The sequence below is a fragment of the Pseudomonas sp. Marseille-Q1929 genome (assembly GCF_017316265.1).
GTDB lineage: Bacteria > Pseudomonadota > Gammaproteobacteria > Pseudomonadales > Pseudomonadaceae > Aquipseudomonas.
In genome coordinates this window covers 57,039-76,163 of record NZ_JAFLWU010000005.1, presented here as the reverse complement: position 1 = coordinate 76,163, position 19,125 = coordinate 57,039, and the positions used below count along the sequence as shown (strand labels likewise).

16 protein-coding genes are annotated in these 19,125 nt (G+C 61.5%); 14 read left to right on the top strand and 2 right to left on the bottom strand.

Features of this window, described 5'->3' with window-relative positions; genetic code table 11:
- Window positions 1-6: 6 nt before the first annotated feature.
- The gene (locus J1G37_RS08845) at window positions 7-885 is read left to right on the top strand and encodes a DUF3800 domain-containing protein (protein WP_207041189.1); all 879 of its coding nucleotides are present in this window, start codon (window positions 7-9) and stop codon (window positions 883-885) included.
- Window positions 886-1,038: 153 nt separating this feature from the next.
- Here the strand turns inward: J1G37_RS08845 and J1G37_RS08840 are convergent, their stop codons facing one another.
- Window positions 1,039-3,105, bottom strand: a complete 2,067-nt coding sequence (locus J1G37_RS08840) for a TonB-dependent receptor (RefSeq protein ID WP_242551499.1) — start codon at window positions 3,103-3,105, stop codon at window positions 1,039-1,041.
- Between the two features lie 303 nt (window positions 3,106-3,408).
- Here J1G37_RS08840 and J1G37_RS08835 point away from each other — a divergent pair, with 303 nt between their 5' ends.
- Genes J1G37_RS08835 through J1G37_RS08805 form a run of 7 tightly spaced genes read left to right on the top strand, consistent with a single transcriptional unit; the run spans window position 3,409 to window position 11,460 of the window.
- The gene (locus J1G37_RS08835; RefSeq protein WP_026136545.1) at window positions 3,409-5,166 is read left to right on the top strand and encodes a carbamoyltransferase; all 1,758 of its coding nucleotides are present in this window, start codon (window positions 3,409-3,411) and stop codon (window positions 5,164-5,166) included.
- Complete coding sequence (locus J1G37_RS08830; RefSeq protein ID WP_207041184.1) at window positions 5,150-6,280, top strand: glycosyltransferase; 1,131 nt, start codon at window positions 5,150-5,152, stop codon at window positions 6,278-6,280. The genes J1G37_RS08835 and J1G37_RS08830 overlap by 17 nt, the downstream gene beginning before the upstream one ends.
- Window positions 6,280-7,176 carry an antimicrobial resistance protein Mig-14 gene (locus J1G37_RS08825; RefSeq protein ID WP_207041182.1) on the top strand — a complete coding sequence of 299 codons (897 nt, stop codon included), beginning with the start codon at window positions 6,280-6,282 and terminating at the stop codon, window positions 7,174-7,176. Before J1G37_RS08830 ends, J1G37_RS08825 begins: the two co-directional genes overlap by 1 nt.
- Window positions 7,173-8,546: a PIG-L family deacetylase gene (locus tag J1G37_RS08820; protein WP_207041179.1), complete on the top strand. Its 1,374-nt coding sequence runs from the start codon at window positions 7,173-7,175 to the stop codon at window positions 8,544-8,546. Before J1G37_RS08825 ends, J1G37_RS08820 begins: the two co-directional genes overlap by 4 nt.
- A 17-nt stretch (window positions 8,547-8,563) precedes the next feature.
- Entirely contained in the window at window positions 8,564-9,520 is a 957-nt protein-coding gene (locus J1G37_RS08815; protein ID WP_207041177.1) for a glycosyltransferase, read from the top strand.
- A 46-nt stretch (window positions 9,521-9,566) separates the two neighbouring features.
- Window positions 9,567-10,328: a glycosyltransferase family 2 protein gene (locus J1G37_RS08810; RefSeq protein WP_207041176.1), complete on the top strand. Its 762-nt coding sequence runs from the start codon at window positions 9,567-9,569 to the stop codon at window positions 10,326-10,328.
- A 46-nt stretch (window positions 10,329-10,374) separates the two neighbouring features.
- A complete protein-coding gene (locus tag J1G37_RS08805; protein WP_207041174.1) occupies window positions 10,375-11,460 on the top strand; it encodes a glycosyltransferase in 1,086 nt (361 codons plus the stop codon).
- On the opposite strand, the gene J1G37_RS08800 is transcribed toward J1G37_RS08805, so the two are convergent.
- A complete protein-coding gene (locus tag J1G37_RS08800; protein WP_207041172.1) occupies window positions 11,449-12,015 on the bottom strand; it encodes a toluene tolerance protein in 567 nt (188 codons plus the stop codon). The two genes, J1G37_RS08805 and J1G37_RS08800, sit on opposite strands and share 12 nt — an antisense overlap.
- A 147-nt stretch (window positions 12,016-12,162) precedes the next feature.
- Here J1G37_RS08800 and J1G37_RS08795 point away from each other — a divergent pair, with 147 nt between their 5' ends.
- The 6 genes from J1G37_RS08795 (at window position 12,163) to J1G37_RS08770 (ending at window position 19,063) form a co-directional block, all read left to right on the top strand.
- Entirely contained in the window at window positions 12,163-13,341 is a 1,179-nt protein-coding gene (locus tag J1G37_RS08795) for an O-antigen ligase family protein (protein ID WP_207041170.1), read from the top strand.
- An 8-nt stretch (window positions 13,342-13,349) separates the two neighbouring features.
- On the top strand, window positions 13,350-15,158 hold the full coding sequence (gene msbA, locus J1G37_RS08790; protein ID WP_207041168.1) for a lipid A export permease/ATP-binding protein MsbA: 1,809 nt from the start codon (window positions 13,350-13,352) through the stop codon (window positions 15,156-15,158).
- 152 nt (window positions 15,159-15,310) lie between these two features.
- Complete coding sequence (locus J1G37_RS08785) at window positions 15,311-16,015, top strand: sulfotransferase family 2 domain-containing protein (RefSeq protein WP_207041166.1); 705 nt, start codon at window positions 15,311-15,313, stop codon at window positions 16,013-16,015.
- Window positions 16,008-16,616 carry an adenylyl-sulfate kinase gene (gene cysC, locus J1G37_RS08780; RefSeq protein WP_017734922.1) on the top strand — a complete coding sequence of 203 codons (609 nt, stop codon included), beginning with the start codon at window positions 16,008-16,010 and terminating at the stop codon, window positions 16,614-16,616. Before J1G37_RS08785 ends, cysC begins: the two co-directional genes overlap by 8 nt.
- A 103-nt stretch (window positions 16,617-16,719) precedes the next feature.
- Window positions 16,720-18,144, top strand: a complete 1,425-nt coding sequence (gene hldE, locus J1G37_RS08775; RefSeq protein WP_207041165.1) for a bifunctional D-glycero-beta-D-manno-heptose-7-phosphate kinase/D-glycero-beta-D-manno-heptose 1-phosphate adenylyltransferase HldE — start codon at window positions 16,720-16,722, stop codon at window positions 18,142-18,144.
- Window positions 18,137-19,063, top strand: a complete 927-nt coding sequence (locus tag J1G37_RS08770) for an NAD-dependent epimerase/dehydratase family protein (protein ID WP_207041163.1) — start codon at window positions 18,137-18,139, stop codon at window positions 19,061-19,063. Before hldE ends, J1G37_RS08770 begins: the two co-directional genes overlap by 8 nt.
- Window positions 19,064-19,125: the final 62 nt, after the last annotated feature.

The window sequence follows — 19,125 nt, the reverse complement described above, 5'->3', positions numbered from 1 at the left end:
CATCCCATGGCAGATGAAAAACCAAGCTCCCCGCAGTTTCTACTCTTTGAAAGCGAGAGTGAGGCGGAGTGCGCCGCAGAGGTCGCGGCGGCGAAACCACCCAGGGGGGAGTTCAGCGATTTCATTGTTTATGTGGATGAAAGTGGCGATCACGGGATGCAATCACTGGACGCGAACTATCCAATGTTTGTTCTGGCGTTCTGTGTTTTCCATAAGCGGCATTATTGTGAAAAGGTCATTCCGGCGCTTCAGAAGTTCAAATTCAACCATATGGGACATGACTTGGTTGGCCTGCATGAGCTGGAGATTCGTAAGGAAAAAGGCGCGTTCTCGAACATGTTTGTCTCTCGCCAGCACAAGCATGCTTTCCTAGAAGAGCTGACAAGCATTATTGAATCGAGCAACTTTGTATTGATCAGTTGCGTGATTGATAAAGCGACTCTCCGCGAACAGCAAGGCCCGACTCATAACCCTTACCATCTGGCATTGGGTTTCTGTCTTGAAACCCTTTATGAGTTTCTCCAAGAGAAAAACCATCACAGCGCGCTGACGCATGTGATCTTCGAGCGTCGAGGCCGTAAAGAGGATAACGAACTTGAACTGGAGTTTCGTCGGATGTGCGACGGAGCCAATCGTCTAGGTATTCGCCTGCCGTTTGAGATTGTATTCGCGACCAAACAGGTCAACTCGACGGGCTTGCAGCTTGCGGATCTTGTTGCACGGCCCGTCGGCATGAGCGTTCTACGGCCGGGTCAGGAAAATAGAGCGTTTGACGTACTCACTCGCAAGTTCTATTGCAGTGGAGGGCGGAGCAAGGTCGGAGAGGGTTTTGAAAATTGGGGGTTGAAGATTTTCCCCACTTCAGAAAGCGAAAAGCCCCGGTGAAACTCACCGAGGCTATAGCGCCGACCGGGATCCCCCAGTCCATTTGCGCCAGATTCTAAGCTTGCGGTTTTGGGGTGTCAACGCGTGGAGTCCGCGTTGTCGGTCAAAGGTATGAGAGGGCGCAAGCCTTTTCCTATCTGACCGAGGGTGGCCTTAGAACGTGTATTCGGCACCTGCACCGGCGTACCACGAGCGACCGGGTGCTGCTTCGTAGTAACGGAAGTTGCCATCGCCGACGATCACCGAGCCGACGTACTGGCGGTCCAGCAGGTTGTCCAGGCGCAGGGTCTGGTGGAAGGTCCAGTGCTCGACCTTCTGTTCGAAACGCGCGCGCCAGTTGAAGACGCTGTAGGCCGGTGCGGCGCGCTCGTTGTTGGTGTCTTCGACGTAGACCTTGCTGCGGTACATGCCTTCGATCGCGGTGCTGACCCAGTCGCGGGGCTTCCAGTTGAGTTCGGCGAACAGGGTGGTTTGGGGGACGCCGGGGAGGTAGTTGCCCTTTTCGATAGCTTTTCCGCCATTGGTGAAGTCGCTGTCGTAGGTGGCTTGCAGGCGGGTGTAGGCGAGGTTGGTGCTCCACTGTTCGCTGAGTTGGCTTTCGATGCCCAGTTCGAAGCCACGGCGCAGGGTGCGGCCGGCGTTTTGGTAGGTGGTGCGGCCTCCCTTGGATTCGCTGACCACTAATTCGTCTTCGGTAGTGATCTGGAATACTGCGGCATTGACGCGGGTGTCCTGGCCGACGCGGGCTTTCAAGCCCACTTCATATTGTGTGCTGACCGATGGCTTGAGCGCGAAGTTGAAACCGTTTGAGCTGTTGGAGTACGCCGATTCCGCTTGCGTCGGGGTCTCAAAGCCTTTGCCCGCGCTCACATAGCCATGCAAGTCAGGCGTGAACGCGTACATCACGCTGACCGACGGTGTGTTCTTCTGGTAGGTCTTGCTGCCGCTGTCGTCGGCGTCGGTGCTGGTGACGAAGCGGTCGTCCACGTCCATCTTCATGGTGCTGTGGCGCAGGCCCGCTTGCAGGGTCCAGTCGCCGAGTAGCCAGTTGGCTTGCACGAACGGGTCGAGGCTGGTGGCGGTGTCGATTTCATCGCGGCCCAGGGCGCCTTTCACTCCGTGTACACCGTTGACGGTGTTGGAATAGCCTTGGCGGTCATCTTCACTGCGGTCGTAGTCGAGGCCGGCAATCAGGGTCAGGTCGCCGGGAGCGCTGGTGATGGGTTGCAGCCAGTGGATGGAGCCGCCGTAGAACTTGCGGTCGAAGGCCACCACGCCGCCGCGAGCGTTGGCCGGGTTGGTAGCGCCGCTGGCGAATTTGTCAGGAATCGACAAGTACTGAATCACACTCCGCCGCCCCGTATACGCATTAACCTGCAAGGTCGCATCGCCGAAATAGCGTTCGTAATTCGTACCCAATTGCTGATGATCAATGCTTTTACGCGTGTTATACGTCAACGCCCCGGCCGCCACCGAGCGCGGGTCTGCCTTATAGGCGTCCCACGTCTGCCCCAACGGATCCTGCGTCCCGTTCTGCTCCAGGCTGCTGTAGATCAGCGCCAGCTTGCTGTCGTCATCCGGCTGGAAGTTGAGCTTGGCAAACGTCTGGTCGCGCCGAGCGCTGCTGTGGTCGCGGTAGCCGTCGGTGTCCATGCGCGAGGCGTCGAGCACGAAGCCCGCGCCGTTGGCTGCGCCTTCGGCGGTCAGGTGGTTTTTGCTCATGCCATCGCTGCCCACCAGGGTCTCGGCACCGATGCGCGGCGGGCCTTCGCCGTCGCGGGAGAACATCTGGATCACGCCGCCGGCGTTGCTGCCGTACAAGGTGGCCGCCGGGCCGCGCAAGACTTCGATGCGCTCGGCGGTGTCGAGGTTGAACGTGGCCGCCTGGCCCTGGCCGTCCGGAGTGCTGGCGGGGATGCCGTCGGCGATCAGCTTGAGGCCGCGCACGCCAAACGCCGAGCGGGCGCCGAAACCACGGGAAGAGATTTGCAGGTCCTGCGCATAGTTCTGGCGGTTCTGCACCACCAGGCCAGGTACGCGCGACAACACTTCGGACGCATTGATACCGAGTTGGCCATCGCTGATCTGTTCGCGGCTGATGGCGTCCACCGAGTACGGCAGGTCAAACGTCGGGCTGGCGCTGCGCGAGCCGGTGACGACGCTGGGGTCGAGGACCAGCGGCATTTCGTCGCCGATTGCCGCGCTGCAAAAACCGAGCATGCCGGCAATAAAGGTGAAGTGAACGGGACCCACAATTTTCATCAGATAACCAGGTAAGGTGCGGCAAACGCGGGATTCTAGCGATTCTGTCACTGTTTAACGAATCCTCCGGCTGCGACTTTAGAACCGTCCGACCTGACTTTAGACCCATTCCCCCTGTTTGCAGCGATCAACGTGCCGTTAACAGCTCCCCACTGCTTTTAAGCTATAATCCCGCCCTTTAGCTGTTTCCTGCCCAGGCGGGAAGCACACTTTTTCGCGGCGTACCCCGCCTGCATGCAGACTAAAAGAGGCTAGACCCCTGTGGCATTGACGATTCTTGGCCTGTCCGGCGCCCTTAGCCATGATCCTTCCGCAGCCTTGTATATCGACGGCAAGCTGATCGCGGCCGCCGAAGAAGAGCGCTTCGTACGCGACAAACATGCAAAGAACCGCATGCCCTACGAATCGGCGAAGTTCTGCCTGGAACAAGCCGGCATCAAGCCTTCCGACGTTGACGTAGTGGCGATCCCGTTCGCCCCGATCAGCCTGTTCGGCGAGGCGCGCTGGCACTACGCCAAGCGTTACTGGTACGCCCCGGACCGCGCCCTTGACGCGATCCTGATGGGCAACCGTCGCTACAAGCGCTATCGCAACAAGATCGTCTGGTGCCTGGAGCAACTGGGCTTCGATCCGAAGAAAATCAAGATCGAACCGGTTGAACACCACCTGGCCCACGCTTCCAGCGCCTACCACTGCTCCGGCTTCCAGGAGAAAACCGCGATCCTCGGCATCGACGGTAAAGGTGAGTACGCCACCACGTTCTTCGGCTACGGCGAGAACGGCAAGATCCACAAGATCAAAGAATTCTACGACCCAGACTCCCTCGGCGGCCTGTACGGTGCAATCACCGAGTTCCTCGGTTTCGAGATGCTCGACGGTGAGTTCAAGGTCATGGGCATGGCGCCGTACGGCGACGCCAGCAAATACGATTTCTCGCGCCTGGCCTCCTTTGAGAACGGCGAGTTGGTGATCAACACCGACTACGCCAACGTCATCGGCCTGCGTCGCTACAAAGAGAAGGGCAAGGGGTTCTACTTCTCGCCGAAACTGATCGAGTGGCTGGGTCCGAAACGCGAAGGCGATATCGCCGACGAGCCGTACATCCACTACGCCGCCAGCATGCAAGCGCTGTTCGAGAAGCTGGCCTTGCAGATGATCGACCACTACCTGGGCGACATCCTCAAGGACACCGGCAAGCTGGCCTTCGCCGGTGGTTGCGCGCTGAACGTGAAGCTGAACCAGAAGATCATTGCCCGCGACGACGTGAAAGAGCTGTTCGTGCAGCCGGCGTCCGGCGACGCCGGCACCGCCGTTGGTGCAGCGGCCTACGTGTCCCACGCCCGTGGTGTACCGGTGGAGAAGATGGAACACGTCTATCTCGGCCCGTCCTACAGCAACGAAGAAGTGATTGCCGCGTGCGCCAAGCACGAGAGCAAGCCGGTATGGCGCAAGATCGAGAACATGCCTCAGCGCATCGCCAAGATCATGGTCGACGGCAACCCGGTGGCCTGGTTCCAGGGCCGCATGGAGTTTGGCCCGCGTGCCTTGGGCGGTCGTTCGATCATCGGTTGCCCTAGTGCCACCGGCGTGGCTGACCGTATCAACCACCAGATCAAGTTCCGCGAGCGCTGGAGGCCTTTCTGCCCGTCGATGCTCGACACCGTGGCCCCGCAGATGATCAAGGTCGATCACCCGGCGCCGTTCATGACCTTCACCTTTGAAGTGTCGGAAGAGTGGAAGACCCGCGTGCCGGAAGTGGTCCATGAAGATGGCACCTCCCGCGCCCAGGTGCTCAAGCGCGAATACAACCCGCGCTACTACGACATGATGAAAGAGCTGGAAGTGCTGACCGGCAACGGCGTGTCCCTGAACACCTCGCTCAACCGTCGTGGCGAAGCGATGATCTGCTCGCCGAAAGACGCGCTGGACATGTTCTTTGGCTCCGACCTGCAATACCTGATCATGGAAGACATCCTGGTGGTCAAGGACGGCGTGGACCCTTATGACACGCTCGGCTGATCGCCACGTCCTGCAGTTCTGCCACGGCTATGACGGTCCGTTCCTCGATTGTGCCCGTCAGTACGCCAGCCTGTTCACAGGCAAGGGCTACAAGGTGACCACGGTGTTTCTCACCGGGGTCGCCGACCCTGAGGTCGCGGCCGGTTGCGCCTCCGATGAAGTGTTGTTCATGGAGTTCAGCTCCAAGTCCATTCGTGGCCTCAAGCTGGGCGCCATCGCCGAGATGCGCAAGATTGCCGCCTCGCGCAATTTCAGCTTCTGCATCGCGCACCGCGCCAAGCCGATCTACGTCGCCTTGCTCGCCACGCGCTTGCAGGTGATTGGCGTGCACCACGCCTTTGGTGATTACCAGCGCCGTGGCCGCCGCCTGTTTGCGTCGATTTTCCGCAAGCGCTTGAGCTTGCTGGGTGTGTCCGACGCCGTGCGTGACGACATCCGCCGCTGCCTGCCGAACTGGCCGGCGGCGCGTATCCAGACCTTGTACAACCGCATCGATGTCGAGGCCATGCAGGCCCTGCAAGTCTCGAAGGATGACGCGCGGGACGCCCTCGGGCTGTCGCCGGATGAATGGGTGGTCGGCAACGTCGGCCGCCTGCACCCGGACAAGGACCAGGCCACGCTGCTCAAGGGCTTCGCCCTGGCCTTGCCGCAGTTGCCCGGCGAAAGCCGCCTGGCGATTCTCGGTACTGGCCGCCTGGAGCAGGACCTCAAGGAACTGGCCCGCGAGCTGGGGATCGCTGACAAGGTGCTGTTCCTCGGCCAGGTGCCGGATGCGCGCCGCTATTTTCGTGCGTTTGACGTGTTTGCCCTGAGCTCCGACCACGAACCCTTCGGCATGGTGCTGCTGGAAGCCATGGCCGCCGGCGTGCCGTTGCTGGCCACCGCCTGCGGGGGGGCCAAGGAAGTGGTCGAAGGCGTGGGCATCCTGTTCCCGTTCGGCGATGCCGAGCACCTGGCCCAAGGCCTGGGGCACCTGGCGGCGATGGATCAACAGCAGCAACGCCAGTGCGCCGAGATGATGCTGGAGCGCCTGCACGCACGGTTCTCGGACCAGGCGGTGCGCGACGCTTTCTGGCAACTGCCACACGTTATTGAACTGACCGCGAGGGCTTGATGCTCAATCGATTCCAAGGCTGGCGCGAGCGTGGCTGGTCCGTCGTCGATGCACCTGCCTACAGCGAGGCCTGGCAGCGTTTTGGCGGCAGCGTCGCGACGCACCCGCACGTGATCGAACGCCTGGCCGGGCTGGCGCAGATTCCGGTGCGTTACCTGGCGTGGGAACAGGCCGGTGAACTCAAGGCGTGCATTGCCACCTGGGGGCGCGACCTGGCCTTGTCCAAGGACGTGCTCAAGCGCAGCGGCAAGAAGGGCCTGTTCGACCTGGGCAATGCCGAGATCATCCTGCCGGCCGCCGCCGATGCGCAGGCGCCGCTGCGCCAGCGTGCGCGTTACCTGTCGACGCTCAATGAAGGCCGTTTCAGCGGCCTCAAGCCCCAGGCCGAGCAGTTGGCCATGGCGCGTACCCCGGAAGAGCTGTCGAAGAAGTTTCGCTACAACCAGCGCCGCGAACTGCGTTTGCTGGAAGAGGCGGGCGGCGTGGTGCGGCCGGTCAGCGAGTTTTCCAGCGCCGAGCTGGCGTCCATCTACTGCGACCTGTTCCTGCGCCGCTGGGGCTTTAAAGCCACGGGCGCCGAGCGTCTGGCCGAGGTGATCGAGTTGCTGCGCGAGTGGCTGATCGGCTCGGTGATCTTTCTCAATGATGCGCCTATCGCGATCCAGTTGGTGTACCGGGTCGAGTCGCCGGAGTGGATCAGCGTGGAGTACGTCAACGGCGGGGTCGATCCTGAAACCCGCGCCTTCAGCCCTGGCAGCGTGCTGAGTTTTCTCAATACCCAAAGCGCCTGGGAACAGGCCCGTGAAGTCGGCAAGCCGCTGCGGTTTTCCTTCGGTCGTGCCGACCGCGAGTACAAGGACCGTTGGTGCAACCCTGTGCAGGTATTGTGCGTATGACTCGCAAGCAGCAGTTGCTCAAGCGCCATCGGCGTAACAAGCGCACGGCGCTGATGGTCGGCGTGTTGCTGCTGGTGCTGGTGGGCATCCTGGTGGCCTGGTGGTTGCCGTTGCTGCTGGCGGTGCTGGCCTGGGTCGCCCACGAAGCCTGGTTTGCCGATCATCTGTTTTATGCGCCCAACGAAGATTATCAATACCGTTTCTCGGCGGATGCCGAGCTGGCGGGTGTGCGCCTGGAGAACGGGCGCTTGGTGCTGGATCAGCCCGTGGAGGCGGACACCACGCTGGTGCTGGCGATCAAGGTCAAAAGCACCTGGCTGGGACGCTTTCTTGACCCAAGCATTGAGCTGGGTGACGACCGGCAAACCTTCGAACGTGGCGTCAACGGTGTGCGCTACCTGAACCTCAGCGGCTTGCCGTTAAGCGAGTTGCACCTGCGCGGTCGCCATTGTCGCCTGCTCGGCACACCGCGCCTGTGGGCCTGGACCCACCCGGACTTTCGCCAGCAGCGCGTGATGGTCATCGCGCCCCACGCCGACGATGCCGAACTGGCCGCTTTTGGGCTCTACAGTCAGGCCGAGAAACCCTGGATCGTTACCCTCACGGCGGGCGAAATCGAAGCCGAACACTATCAGCAGATGGGCCTGGACGCGGTGGAAGCCGCGCGCATCAAAGGTCGCCTGCGTGCCTGGGACAGCATTGCCGTGCCGCTGTGGGCCGGTGTGCCGCAGGCGCATTGCGTGCAACTGGGCTACTTCTGCCTGCAATTGCAGGCGATGCAGGCCGCGCCGGACTTGCCGTTTGCCTCCCGTGAAGCCGAGCTGACGGACGTGCGCCCGTTTCGCCAATTCAACCCCTTCCCGCTGCCCGCGGACAGCGACGGCCTGCCGACCTGGAACAACCTGTTGGCCGATCTGCGCCAGGTGCTGTTGATGGCGCGCCCGGAAGTCATCGTGCTGCCGTACTCGGCGCTGGACCCGCACCCTGATCACATCTGTGCGCAGAGTGCCGTCATGGAAGCGCTACAAGGTTTGCAGTGGCAGCCGACCACCATCCTCGGCTACGCCAACCACCTGCATGACAACGACCGCTGGCCCATGGGCGATGCGGGCAACGGCATTGCCTTGCCGCCGTTGTTCGATGCAACCCAGGAGCTGCACCCATGCAGCCTGCCACTGACATTGGCGCAGCAACGTGACAAGGCCATGGCGCTGGGCATGATGCACGACCTGCAACCGGCGCCGCCCTTCAAACGACGCGTGCGGCGCCTGTTGCAGCGCTTATTGGCCGGGCGCGCTCGCTCGCCTTATGGGGAGAATGAGTTCTTCCGCAAGGCCGTGCGGCGGCATGAATTGTTCTGGCGTTTGTGACCTGTGAAAGGAAGAACATGAAAGTTTTATTGCTGGTGCAGAAAGAACAGCGCGCCATCCTTGATCGTCTCTACGAAGGTATTGCCGAGCATTGCGACTGCGATACCCGCTGGTTGAGCAGCGCCGAGCAGCGCAACCTGCGCGGTTACTTTCGCCGTGAAGTGGATGTGACCCAGTACGACCGCATCGTGTTCTTCCTGCGCTTCAAGCAGGAGATCCGCCAGGCCGGGTTTATCCGCACGATCCCCAACCTGGTGATCCTCGAACACGATGCCTACCAGAACTACATTCCGTGCAAATACACCGGCAAGTTCAGCGCGCATTACCGCCGTCTGCCCTGGGCCCGGGTGCTCAGCTCGGGCTTCGTGGTGTCGCAGCGCTTGCGTGAGGAAGGCTTTGACGCGGTGTTCGTGCCCAAGGGTTACGACCAGGCGTTGTTGCAGCCGCAGGAGCGCGAGCGCGACATCGAGCTGGCGTTTGTCGGCAGCACCAACAGCGTGGCCTACAGCGGGCGCAAGGCGTTGCTTGATGAGCTGGCGCAGGTCGAACCGTTGGTGGTGACGCGCACCAAGTCCGGTGAGGAATATTGCGCGACCCTCAATCGGATCCGCTTTTTTGTCAGTGCCGATGTGGGCATGGGCGAATACATGATCAAGAACTTCGAGGCCATGGCCTGTGGCTGCGTGCTGCTGGCGTTTGACCAGGGCGAGGCGGAAAACCAGGCCCTGGGTTTTGAAGACAAGGTCAACGTGGTGTTCTATAAAGACATCCCACAGTTGCAGGAAAAACTCGCCGAGTTGCGCGCCAACCCTCAGTTGGCGGCAGATATTGCGCGCAATGGCCAGGAGCTGGCTGTCAGCCAGTTCAGCTTTGCACGTATCGGCCAGCGTATTGTCGAAGAGCTGCAGCCACCTCTGCGGCCACGTGCGCCATTGAGTTTGCTGGAAACGCTGCGCCTTAAACTGGGCGTATAACATTCGTCTGGTCGCTGAAAAACGGCCATTTAATTGTTGGTGCCACGTGCGATTTTCCGAACAGAGTGACATCACCCTTGTTGTGACCAGCTGCGGTCGTTTTGACCTGTTAAAGCGCACGCTTGAGAGCTTCGATGCCTTCAACACGGCGGATATCCGCGAGGTATTCATTACCGAGGATTCCGGTGATGACGCTGTGCGTCAGGCCGTTCCTGCCCATTGGCAGGAACATTGCACATTCTTCGTAAATCGCCCGAAACTCGGCCAACTGGCCTCTATCGACCTGGCCTACACGTCGGTGAAAACGCCCTACATTTTCCACTGTGAAGATGATTGGGAGTTTTATCGCCCGGGGTTTGTCGAGGACTCCAAGACGATCCTGGAGCTGCGCCCGGACATTCTCCAGGTGTGGCTGCGCAACTTTGTGTATGACTTGCAGGTGCACAGCCCCTATATCCGCCTGGGGCCGCGTGAGTTGATCGGTGCCGTGCCGTGTTATCCGTTGATTTCCGACAAGCCGGAATGGCAGGCGTTTTCCCTGAACCCTGGTTTGCGGCGTCTCAAGGAGTACACCTTGTGCGCGCCTTATGCCGGGTTCGAGGGTGAGAAGGGCTTGTCGCGACGCTATGCGCAGTTGAACTTGATGGCCGTGACCCTTGAAGGCGATGCGGTGTTGCACACCGGCTTCGGCTTGCATGTGTCGACTTCGGCCGAACGATTGAACAAGGCCAAGCGCAAGCGACGCGAACGGATCAAACTGGTCGCGATGTTGTTGTTGGGCTTCGCCATCGGCTGGCTGGTCAATTGAGCTGCATGCACGCCTCCAGAACACCGCAGAAGGTTCGTATTATTCAATGAGTATCCTCAACGTCATGTGGGCCGGTGGTACTGCATTCGCGTCGGTGCAGAAGGTTCATCAGCAAGTGCTTGGCAGCGTCGACTGCGGTGCGCTCGTGCACACCTGGCTGCTTCAGGGCGGTGCACAAGCTGGGGATGGGGTGTTGGAGTGGAACCTCTCGTCCGCCCAACTCAAGGGCCGTCATCTGTGGGCGTTGATGCTGCCGCGCATGCGGGCGCGCTTTCGACGGGCGCTGCCGCATGACGTCAAGGTCGTGCTGCTCGATGGTGTCGGCGTTGCGCGGGTGTTGTTGCCGGTGCTCAAGAACTTGCCGGAGGTGCGGGCCGTGGTGCTGTTTCACGGCATGACGCGCCTGCGTCGCACGGATCGCACGTTGTTCGAGCAATTCTCCGAGACCCAACTGGTTGTTGCGGCTGTGTCACAGACCCTGGCCGACTCGTTGCAACGCGATTTGCAACGGCCAGTGGCGGTGTTGCGCAGCGCCTTCGACCCGAGCGCTTTTTGCGGCGCGATGCTGCCTCGTGAGCAGGCGCGAGCGCTGTTGGGTCTGGTTGCAGGCAACGCGCCGGTGCTCGGCGCCGTGGGGCGTCTGGTGGGTAGCAAGGGCTTTGCCTGTTTGCTGGATGCGTTTGCCGTCGTGACATCAAATCGGCCCGAGGCGCGCTTGGTGATCATTGGCGAGGGCGATGCACGTGCGGAGCTTGAGGCGCAGATCGACCGCCTGGGCTTGCGCGGCAAAGTCTTCATGCCGGGGCACTTGGCGGATGCGGCGACCCTGTATCGCGCATTTGATTGGGTGGCGATACCGTCGTCCGCAGAGGGGCTTGGGTTGATTGTGCAGGAAGCGGTTATGGCCGGTGTGCCGGTACTGACGAGCGAGCTGGCGGTGTTCCGCGAGCAATTGGCTGGCGCCGGTTGGTATGCGCCGTCTGACGATGCTGATGCCTGGGCGCGCCTGCTGGAGCAGGCCTTTGCCGCGGGCCCTGAGGCGGCGGTGCAGGCTCAGTTGCAGGCGCTTGCGCCGGAGCAGGCCTGGCAGGACTTCACTGCCACGGCCCGACGTTTGCTTTCACCGCGCTAGCACGGCCTGTTCGAGCGCTTGCATCGGAAAGCGCTCGTTCAGCTTCTCCCGTGCAATATAACGGGCGAAGTGCTGCAGGTTGCGCTTGACCAGCGCTTGGCTCAGCGGCGCACGCAGGAAGCGCAGGTCGGCCACGTCGATCAGGCCCATCTGGTTGTCCGGCGTCACGACGATATTGCCCAGGTGCAGCGAGCGGAAGTAGATGCCGGCCGCGTGCAGACGACGGATCAGCGCCACCAGCGGTTCCAGGTTCTGCTCCCAGTCGAAACCTTCCTTGTTGGCGATCTGGCGCAAGGTCTCGCCCGGCAGGGGGCGGTACAGCACGGCCGTCATGCCCGGTGCGTCGAGTTGAAAGCTGTCGAGCACGGTGAGGGTGGGAATACCGCGTTTTTGCAGCCCGAGCGCGTTATCGATGAAGCGCTTGGAGTACGGGCGAAACATCGCAGAAGAAAAAAACCGCTTACGGCGAAACAGTTTAAGGATGTTCCCGTCTGCCAGCAGGTAGACTTTGGGGCCGTAGCTGTCCTTCTCGAGGATTTTGGCGCCGGCAATCATCGTATTTAAAGTGGCTTGGGGAAGCCTTGAACATTGCATCGTCAAAAAGCCTTGTAGGAGTCGCGGGCACAATAATCGGTAATGATGCCGAAAGTTTTGGGTTTTAACCATGCCGGGTTGGCAGGTTGGCCGTATTAGGAGCAGGTGATGCAAGCAAGTCGTTGGGTGCGGGGATGGATGTGTTTCGGATTGCTGTGGTTTTTGCTGGCGATCGCCTTCGCGCCGACCAATAAGATCTATCAGCAAGGGCTCACGCTGTTCCTTTGGTTGCCAGCGATGGTGTTTGCCTGGTCTGCCCGTGAGCAGCTCAAGCAAGTATGGCAGGCTCATCGCTGGATGATCGTGGCACTTGGGCTGCTGGCAGCCTGGGGCTTGATCAGCCTGTCCTGGACCAATGCGGAGGACGGCTCGCGCGAAGCCAAGCGCCTGCTCTATATCGGTGTATTCCTGCTGTTCTTCCCCGTGCTTGCCCAAGGCCAGACCCGGCAGGTGATTCGCCTGATGCAGTGGGGTGGCTTTGGCCTGGCCTTGTCGTCGCTGCTGGCGATGATCAAGTTTTATGGCTTGGAGGGCAACGTCTGGAGCGCCCGCCTTGAAGGGCTGGGGCAACTGTCGCACCCGATCCTTGGTGCCTATGTGATTGGCCTGGCAGCCGTCTGGATGTTGCACTGGGTGCCGCGTGGCCGCTGGATGCAGGTGGCTTGCCTGGCGGCGGTCGGCCTGCTCGGCCTGTTTGTGGTGGCGAGTCAGAGCCGTGGTGCTGCACTTGCCTTACTGCTGAGCGTGGTGGCCATGCCACTGTGGTGCCGTGACCGGCGCAGCAGTGTGCTCGCGATTGCTGCGACAGTGGCGGCGGTGGTGGTGTTTGTGTCGATGCAGTCGCTGATGCTGTCCCGTGGCGTGTCGTTCCGCCCGCAGATTTTCATGGCGGCCTTGCAGATGATCGGCGAGCACCCGTGGACCGGGCTGGGCCTGGGCGGTAACTACTTCGTGTACTGGAATGAGTACCGCTTCGACCATTCCCACAACCTGTTCACCCACGTCGCCATCGAGCTGGGCCTGCCGGGCCTGCTGCTGTGGTGCGCCGTGTGGTTCGGCGCGTTGTGGCAAGCCTGGAAGGTGCGCGATACCGATTACGGCAAAGGCCTGATCGGCATGTGGGTTTTCTCCACCCTGGCGATGCAGTTCGATGCGGCCAACCTCACCGGTACCCCGCGTGCCGAATGGTTCATCACCTGGCTGCCGATCGCACTGGTCAGCCTATCGGTCTGGGCTCGGGCCAAACCCGATGCTTGTGATAAAGTTGCCGCCCTACCTAATCAGTGAGCTCGACAATGAGTGACGCACCGCCCAAAGCGGAACAGGAATCCAGCCTGAAAATCTATTTCAGGCTGCTGGGCTATGTGAAACCCTACATCGGCATGTTCCTGGTGAGCATCGTCGGTTTTGTGATTTTCGCGTCCACCCAGCCCATGCTGGCCGGGATCCTCAAATACTTTGTTGACGGCTTGAGCAACCCGGACGTGGTGTTTTTCCCCAGCGTGCCGTACCTCAAGGACCTGAAACTGCTGATGGCCGTGCCGCTGCTGATCGTCCTGATCGCCGCGTGGCAAGGTCTCGGCTCGTTCCTGGGTAACTACTACCTGGCCAAGGTATCCCTGGGCCTGGTCCACGATCTGCGGGTGCAGTTGTTCAACAAGCTGCTGGTACTGCCCAATCGCTATTTCGATACCCACAGTTCCGGGCACCTGATCTCGCGCATCACCTTTAACGTGACCATGGTCACCGGCGCTGCCACGGATGCGATCAAGGTCGTGATCCGTGAAGGCCTGACGGTGGTGTTCCTGTTCGGCTACCTCCTGTGGATGAACTGGAAGCTGACGTTGGTGATGCTGGCGATCCTGCCGATCATCGCCATGATGGTCGGTAGCACCAGCAAGAAATTCCGCAAGCAGAGCAAGAAAATCCAGGTGGCGATGGGCGACGTGACCCATGTGGCCTCGGAGACGATCCAGGGCTATCGCGTGGTGCGCAGCTTCGGTGGGGAAACCTACGAAGAGCAGCGCTTTGCCAAGGCGAGCATGAGCAACACCGAAAAACAGATGCGCATGACCAAGACCGGCGCGGTCTACACGCCCATGCTGCAACTGGTGATCTACACCGCGATGGCGGCGCTGATGTTCCTGGTGCTGTTCCTGCGGGGCGACGCGACAGCCGGCGACCTGGTGGCCTACATCACCGCCGCGGGCCTGCTGCCCAAGCCGATCCGCCAGTTGTCGGAAGTCAGTTCGACCATCCAGAAGGGCGTCGCGGGTGCCGAAAGCATCTTCGAGCAATTGGATGTCGAGCCTGAAGTGGACACCGGCACCGTCGAGAAAGAACGGGTCAGCGGCCGTCTGGACGTGCGCAACCTGAGCTTTACCTACCCCGGCACCGAGCGCGAAGTACTGAAGAACATCAGCTTCACCGCCGCGCCAGGCCAGATGGTCGCGCTGGTCGGGCGTTCGGGCAGTGGCAAGTCCACGCTCGCCGCGTTGATCCCGCGCTTCTATCACCACGAGACCGGCGAGATCCTCCTCGATGAGGTGGAAATCGAAGACTACCGCCTGCGCAACCTGCGCCGCCACGTGGCCCAGGTGACCCAGCACGTGACGCTGTTCAACGACACCGTGGCCAACAACATTGCCTACGGCGACCTGGCCGGCGCGCCGCGTGAAGACGTCGAGAAAGCGGCGCGGGATGCCTACGCCATGGACTTCATCGCCGAGCTGCCCAAGGGCCTCGACACCGAAGTCGGTGAAAACGGCGTGCTGCTGTCCGGCGGCCAGCGCCAGCGTTTGGCGATTGCCCGCGCGTTGCTGAAAAACGCGCCGTTGCTGATCCTCGATGAAGCCACGTCGGCGTTGGACACCGAGTCCGAGCGGCATATCCAGGCCGCGCTGGACAAGGTCATGAAGGGCCGCACCACCTTGGTGATCGCGCACCGCCTGTCCACCATCGAGAAAGCCGACCTGATTCTGGTCATGGATCACGGCGAAATTGTCGAGCGTGGTACACACCTTGAGCTGCTGGCGATGGGGGGCTACTACTCCCGCCTGCACGCCATGGGGCTGGATGAGCCGGCAACGGCCAACATCACCTGACAAGACGGGGCGCGCAATGCGCCCCGTTTTTTGTATCAGGCCCCATACAGGCTTGACCAAAGCCAAATAATTCGCCGCCTATCGTTTGTTATGTTGGCCCTCTCGCTTCGAATGACGAACGAGAGGGTTAACCTTCTTGCGTGGGTAATGGAATGTTGCAACGTCTGTTCTGGAAACTGCTGCCCAAACAGCAGAGGGCTTTTTTGTTGGGGCGTTTGTCGGTGGTAGACCGGCAGGCGGTCAACAAATCCATGTCGGCACTGACCGTCCTTCCGCCCGCTTTTGTCAAACATGCCTGTGTGTTCATTCATGTGCCCAAGTGCGCGGGCAGCAGTGTCTGTTCGGTCCTGCTGGATGGGCGCTGGCCGGGGCATTTGCCGTACCACTGGTATGAGCAGCAATTCCCCGGGCATTGCGCCGACAGCTTCAAGTTCGCTTTCGTGCGCGACCCGCTGGAGCGTGCCTACTCGGCGTACACCTATTTGCGCGGCAACAGCATGGGTAGCCGGGATCGGGAAGCCCAGGCGCTGGTCTGTGGCTATCGCGACTTTGACCACTTCGTTGCCGGCTGGCTGCACCCGGACAACCTGCGCCGGCAACTGCACTTTGCCCCGCAGACCGACTTTCTGGTGGATCACCTGGGGCGCATGTCCATGGATTTTCTGGGGCGTCAGGAGCACTTGCAGCGGGATTTTCGCCGCGTGTGCGAACACCTCGGGCTGAATGCCGCGCTGCCCCATCTCAATGTTTCCCTTGAGCGCCGCAGCGAGCCGGTCAGGGACTTTTGTTCCTCGCGCACGCGCCGTTTGGTGAGGCGCGCCTATCAGCGCGATTACGAGGTCCTGGGTTATGAATAATTCGTCGCTGTCCAGCGCCATCGCCGACGTGCGCCCCTTTGCCCTGTCGCTGACCGTGGCCGCCCGCGCCGCGCTCAAGCACCAGCAACCTTGTTGCCTGTGGCTGACGGGGTTGTCCGGTTCGGGCAAATCGACCCTGGCCAATGCGCTGGAAGTACAGCTCAACGAGCAGGGCCGGCACACCTTCGTGCTGGATGGCGACAACGTGCGCGCCGGGTTGTGCAGCGACCTGGGCATGGGCGCGGTGGCGCGCAAGGAAAACATCCGGCGCATTGGCGAAGTGGCGCGGCTGATGGTGGATGCGGGGCTGATCGTGATCGTGTCGGCGATCTCGCCGTTCAGCGCCGACCGCGAGACGGCGCGGGCGCTGTTCGGGCCGGGGCAGTTTTTCGAGGTGTATGTCAGTACGCCGCTGGCGATCTGTGTGCGCCGCGATCCCAAGGGCCTGTACCGGGCGGCGCTGGATGGGCGCATCAAGGACTTCACCGGGCTCGACAGCCCCTATGAAGCCCCTCGGCAGGCCGACTGCGAAATCAACACCGATGAGGTCGAATTGGCGGAAGCCGTGGCGCACATCCTGGCGGTTTTGTTTAAAAAGTGAGCAGTTGCGCGGCCGGATGTCTTACAGATAAAGCTCTCGGACAAGGCGGCGCTCACCCTGTGCTAATATCGCGCCCCTGTTCATTTTGTATGTGGGTTGCTCCATGAAGTTGTCCATGCCGCGATTCGATCAAGCCCCTGTCTTGGTGGTCGGCGATGTCATGCTCGACCGTTACTGGCATGGTGGTACCTCACGGATTTCCCCTGAGGCGCCGGTACCGGTAGTCAAGGTCGAGCAAATCGAAGACCGCCCAGGCGGCGCTGCCAACGTTGCCCTCAATATTGCCGCCCTCGGCGCCCCGGCCTCCCTGGTCGGCGTGACCGGTGACGACGAAGCCGCCGACAGCCTGGCCAACAGCCTGCGCGGTGCCGGCGTGCGCGCGCTGTTCCAGCGCATCGCTCATCAGCCGACCATCGTCAAGCTGCGGGTCATGAGTCGTCACCAGCAATTGCTGCGGATCGATTTTGAAGAACCCTTCGCCACCGATGCCCTGGCCCTCAGCGGTCAGGTCGATGAGTTGCTCGAAGGTATCAAGGTGCTGGTGTTGTCCGACTACGGCAAAGGCGCGTTGAAGAACCACCAGGCGCTGATCCTGGCCGCCAAGGCCAAGGGCATTCCGGTGCTGGCCGACCCCAAGGGCAAGGACTTCTCGATTTATCGCGGCGCCAGCCTGATCACGCCGAACCTCAGCGAGTTCGAAGCCATCGTCGGCGGTTGTGCCGATGAACACGAGTTGGTGAGCAAAGGCGCGGCGCTGATGGCCGACCTCGACCTCGGCGCCTTGCTGGTGACCCGTGGCGAGCATGGCATGACCCTGTTGCGCCCGGATCATCCGGCGATGCACCTGCCGGCCCGTGCCCGTGAAGTGTTCGACGTCACCGGCGCCGGTGACACGGTGATTTCCACCCTGGCCGCCTCGATTGCGGCCGGCGAAGAACTGCCCCACGCCGTGGCCCTGGCCAACCTGGCAGCGGGCATCGTGGTGGGCAAGTTGGGCACCGCCGCCATCAGCGCGCCGGAATTGCGCCGCGCGATCCAGCGTTCCGAAGGTTCGGAGCGCGGCGTGCTGGGGATCGAGCAATTGCTGCTGGCCATTGACGATGCCCGTGCCCACAACGAAAGCATTGTGTTCACCAACGGCTGCTTCGACATCCTGCATGCCGGCCACGTGACCTATCTGGAACAGGCGCGCGCCCAAGGCGATCGCCTGATCGTGGCGGTCAACGACGACGCCTCGGTCAGCCGCCTGAAAGGCCCTGGCCGCCCGATCAACAGCGTTGACCGGCGCATGGCCGTATTGGCTGGCCTGGGCGCAGTGGACTGGGTGATCAGCTTCGCCGAAGGCACCCCGGAAAACCTGCTGGCCCAGGTCAAGCCCGACGTGCTGGTCAAGGGCGGCGACTACTCCGTCGACCAGGTGGTCGGTGCCGACATCGTCAGCGCCTACGGCGGCACCGTCAAAGTGCTGGGGCTGGTTGAAAACAGCTCGACCACGGCCATTGTCGAGAAGATCCGCAACAATGAGTAAGTGTGTCCTGATTACCGGCGGTGCGGGCTTTATCGGCTCGCACCTGGTCGATGCATTGCTGGCCAAGGGTTACGGCGTGCGCGTGTTGGACAACCTGTCCACCGGCAAGCGCAGCAACCTGGCGTTGGACAACCCGCGCGTCGAACTGCTGGAAGGCGACGTGGCCGACGCCGAGCTGGTGGCGCGTGCCGCGGTCGGCACGGTGGCGGTGGTTCATCTGGCGGCGGTGGCGTCGGTGCAGGCGTCGGTGGATGATCCGGTCAGCACGCACCAGAGCAATTTTGTCGGCACCCTGAATGTGTGCGAAGCGATGCGCAAGGCGGGCGTGAAACGCGTGGTCTTCGCCTCCAGCGCGGCGGTGTACGGCAACAACGGCGAGGGCGCTTCGATTGACGAAGAGACCACCAAGGCGCCGTTGACACCGTATGCGTCCGACAAGCTGGCCGGCGAACACTACTTTGATTTCTACCGCCGCCAGCATGGCCTGGAGCCGGTGATTTTCCGCTTCTTCAATATCTTCGGCCCGCGCCAGGACCCGTCCTCGCCGTACTCCGGGGTAATCAGCATCTTCAGCGAGCGCGTGCAGCAGGGCGTGCCGATTGCCGTGTTTGGCGATGGCGAGCAGACCCGTGACTTCATGTACGTGGAAGACCTGGTCGACGTGCTGGTGCAAGCCATTGAAGCGCCGGACGCACCGTTGGGCGCGATCAATGTGGGTTGGAATCGCACCACGACGCTCAAGCAGGTGTTGCAGGCGCTGGAAGAGATCGTCGGCAAGTTGCCAGTGGTGACTTACGGCCCGGCGCGTTCGGGGGATATTCGCCACTCGCGGGCGAATAACCAGCGGTTGTTGGCGAGCTTCAAGTTGCCCGAGCCAACCCCGCTGAAAGTCGGCCTGGAACGCTTGCTCAAAGGCTGACGCAATCACAAATGTGGGAGCGGGCTTGCTCGCGAAGGCGGTGTACCAGTCTCTTCCTGTGC

Excerpts from the sequence above, each read along its gene's own strand:
- J1G37_RS08800 (WP_207041172.1), bottom strand. The coding sequence starts at position 12,015 with ATGATTGCCGGCGCCAAAATCCTCGAGAAGGACAGCTACGGCCCCAAA.
- J1G37_RS08795 (WP_207041170.1), top strand. The coding sequence starts at position 12,163 with ATGCAAGCAAGTCGTTGGGTGCGGGGATGGATGTGTTTCGGATTGCTG.
- J1G37_RS08825 (WP_207041182.1), top strand. The coding sequence starts at position 6,280 with ATGCTCAATCGATTCCAAGGCTGGCGCGAGCGTGGCTGGTCCGTCGTC.
- J1G37_RS08820 (WP_207041179.1), top strand. The coding sequence starts at position 7,173 with ATGACTCGCAAGCAGCAGTTGCTCAAGCGCCATCGGCGTAACAAGCGC.
- J1G37_RS08805 (WP_207041174.1), top strand. The coding sequence starts at position 10,375 with ATGAGTATCCTCAACGTCATGTGGGCCGGTGGTACTGCATTCGCGTCG.
- hldE (WP_207041165.1), top strand. The coding sequence starts at position 16,720 with ATGAAGTTGTCCATGCCGCGATTCGATCAAGCCCCTGTCTTGGTGGTC.
- J1G37_RS08815 (WP_207041177.1), top strand. The coding sequence starts at position 8,564 with ATGAAAGTTTTATTGCTGGTGCAGAAAGAACAGCGCGCCATCCTTGAT.
- J1G37_RS08785 (WP_207041166.1), top strand. The coding sequence starts at position 15,311 with ATGTTGCAACGTCTGTTCTGGAAACTGCTGCCCAAACAGCAGAGGGCT.
- J1G37_RS08830 (WP_207041184.1), top strand. The coding sequence starts at position 5,150 with ATGACACGCTCGGCTGATCGCCACGTCCTGCAGTTCTGCCACGGCTAT.
- J1G37_RS08845 (WP_207041189.1), top strand. The coding sequence starts at position 7 with ATGGCAGATGAAAAACCAAGCTCCCCGCAGTTTCTACTCTTTGAAAGC.
- msbA (WP_207041168.1), top strand. The coding sequence starts at position 13,350 with ATGAGTGACGCACCGCCCAAAGCGGAACAGGAATCCAGCCTGAAAATC.
- cysC (WP_017734922.1), top strand. The coding sequence starts at position 16,008 with ATGAATAATTCGTCGCTGTCCAGCGCCATCGCCGACGTGCGCCCCTTT.
- J1G37_RS08840 (WP_242551499.1), bottom strand. The coding sequence starts at position 3,105 with ATGCTCGGTTTTTGCAGCGCGGCAATCGGCGACGAAATGCCGCTGGTC.
- J1G37_RS08770 (WP_207041163.1), top strand. The coding sequence starts at position 18,137 with ATGAGTAAGTGTGTCCTGATTACCGGCGGTGCGGGCTTTATCGGCTCG.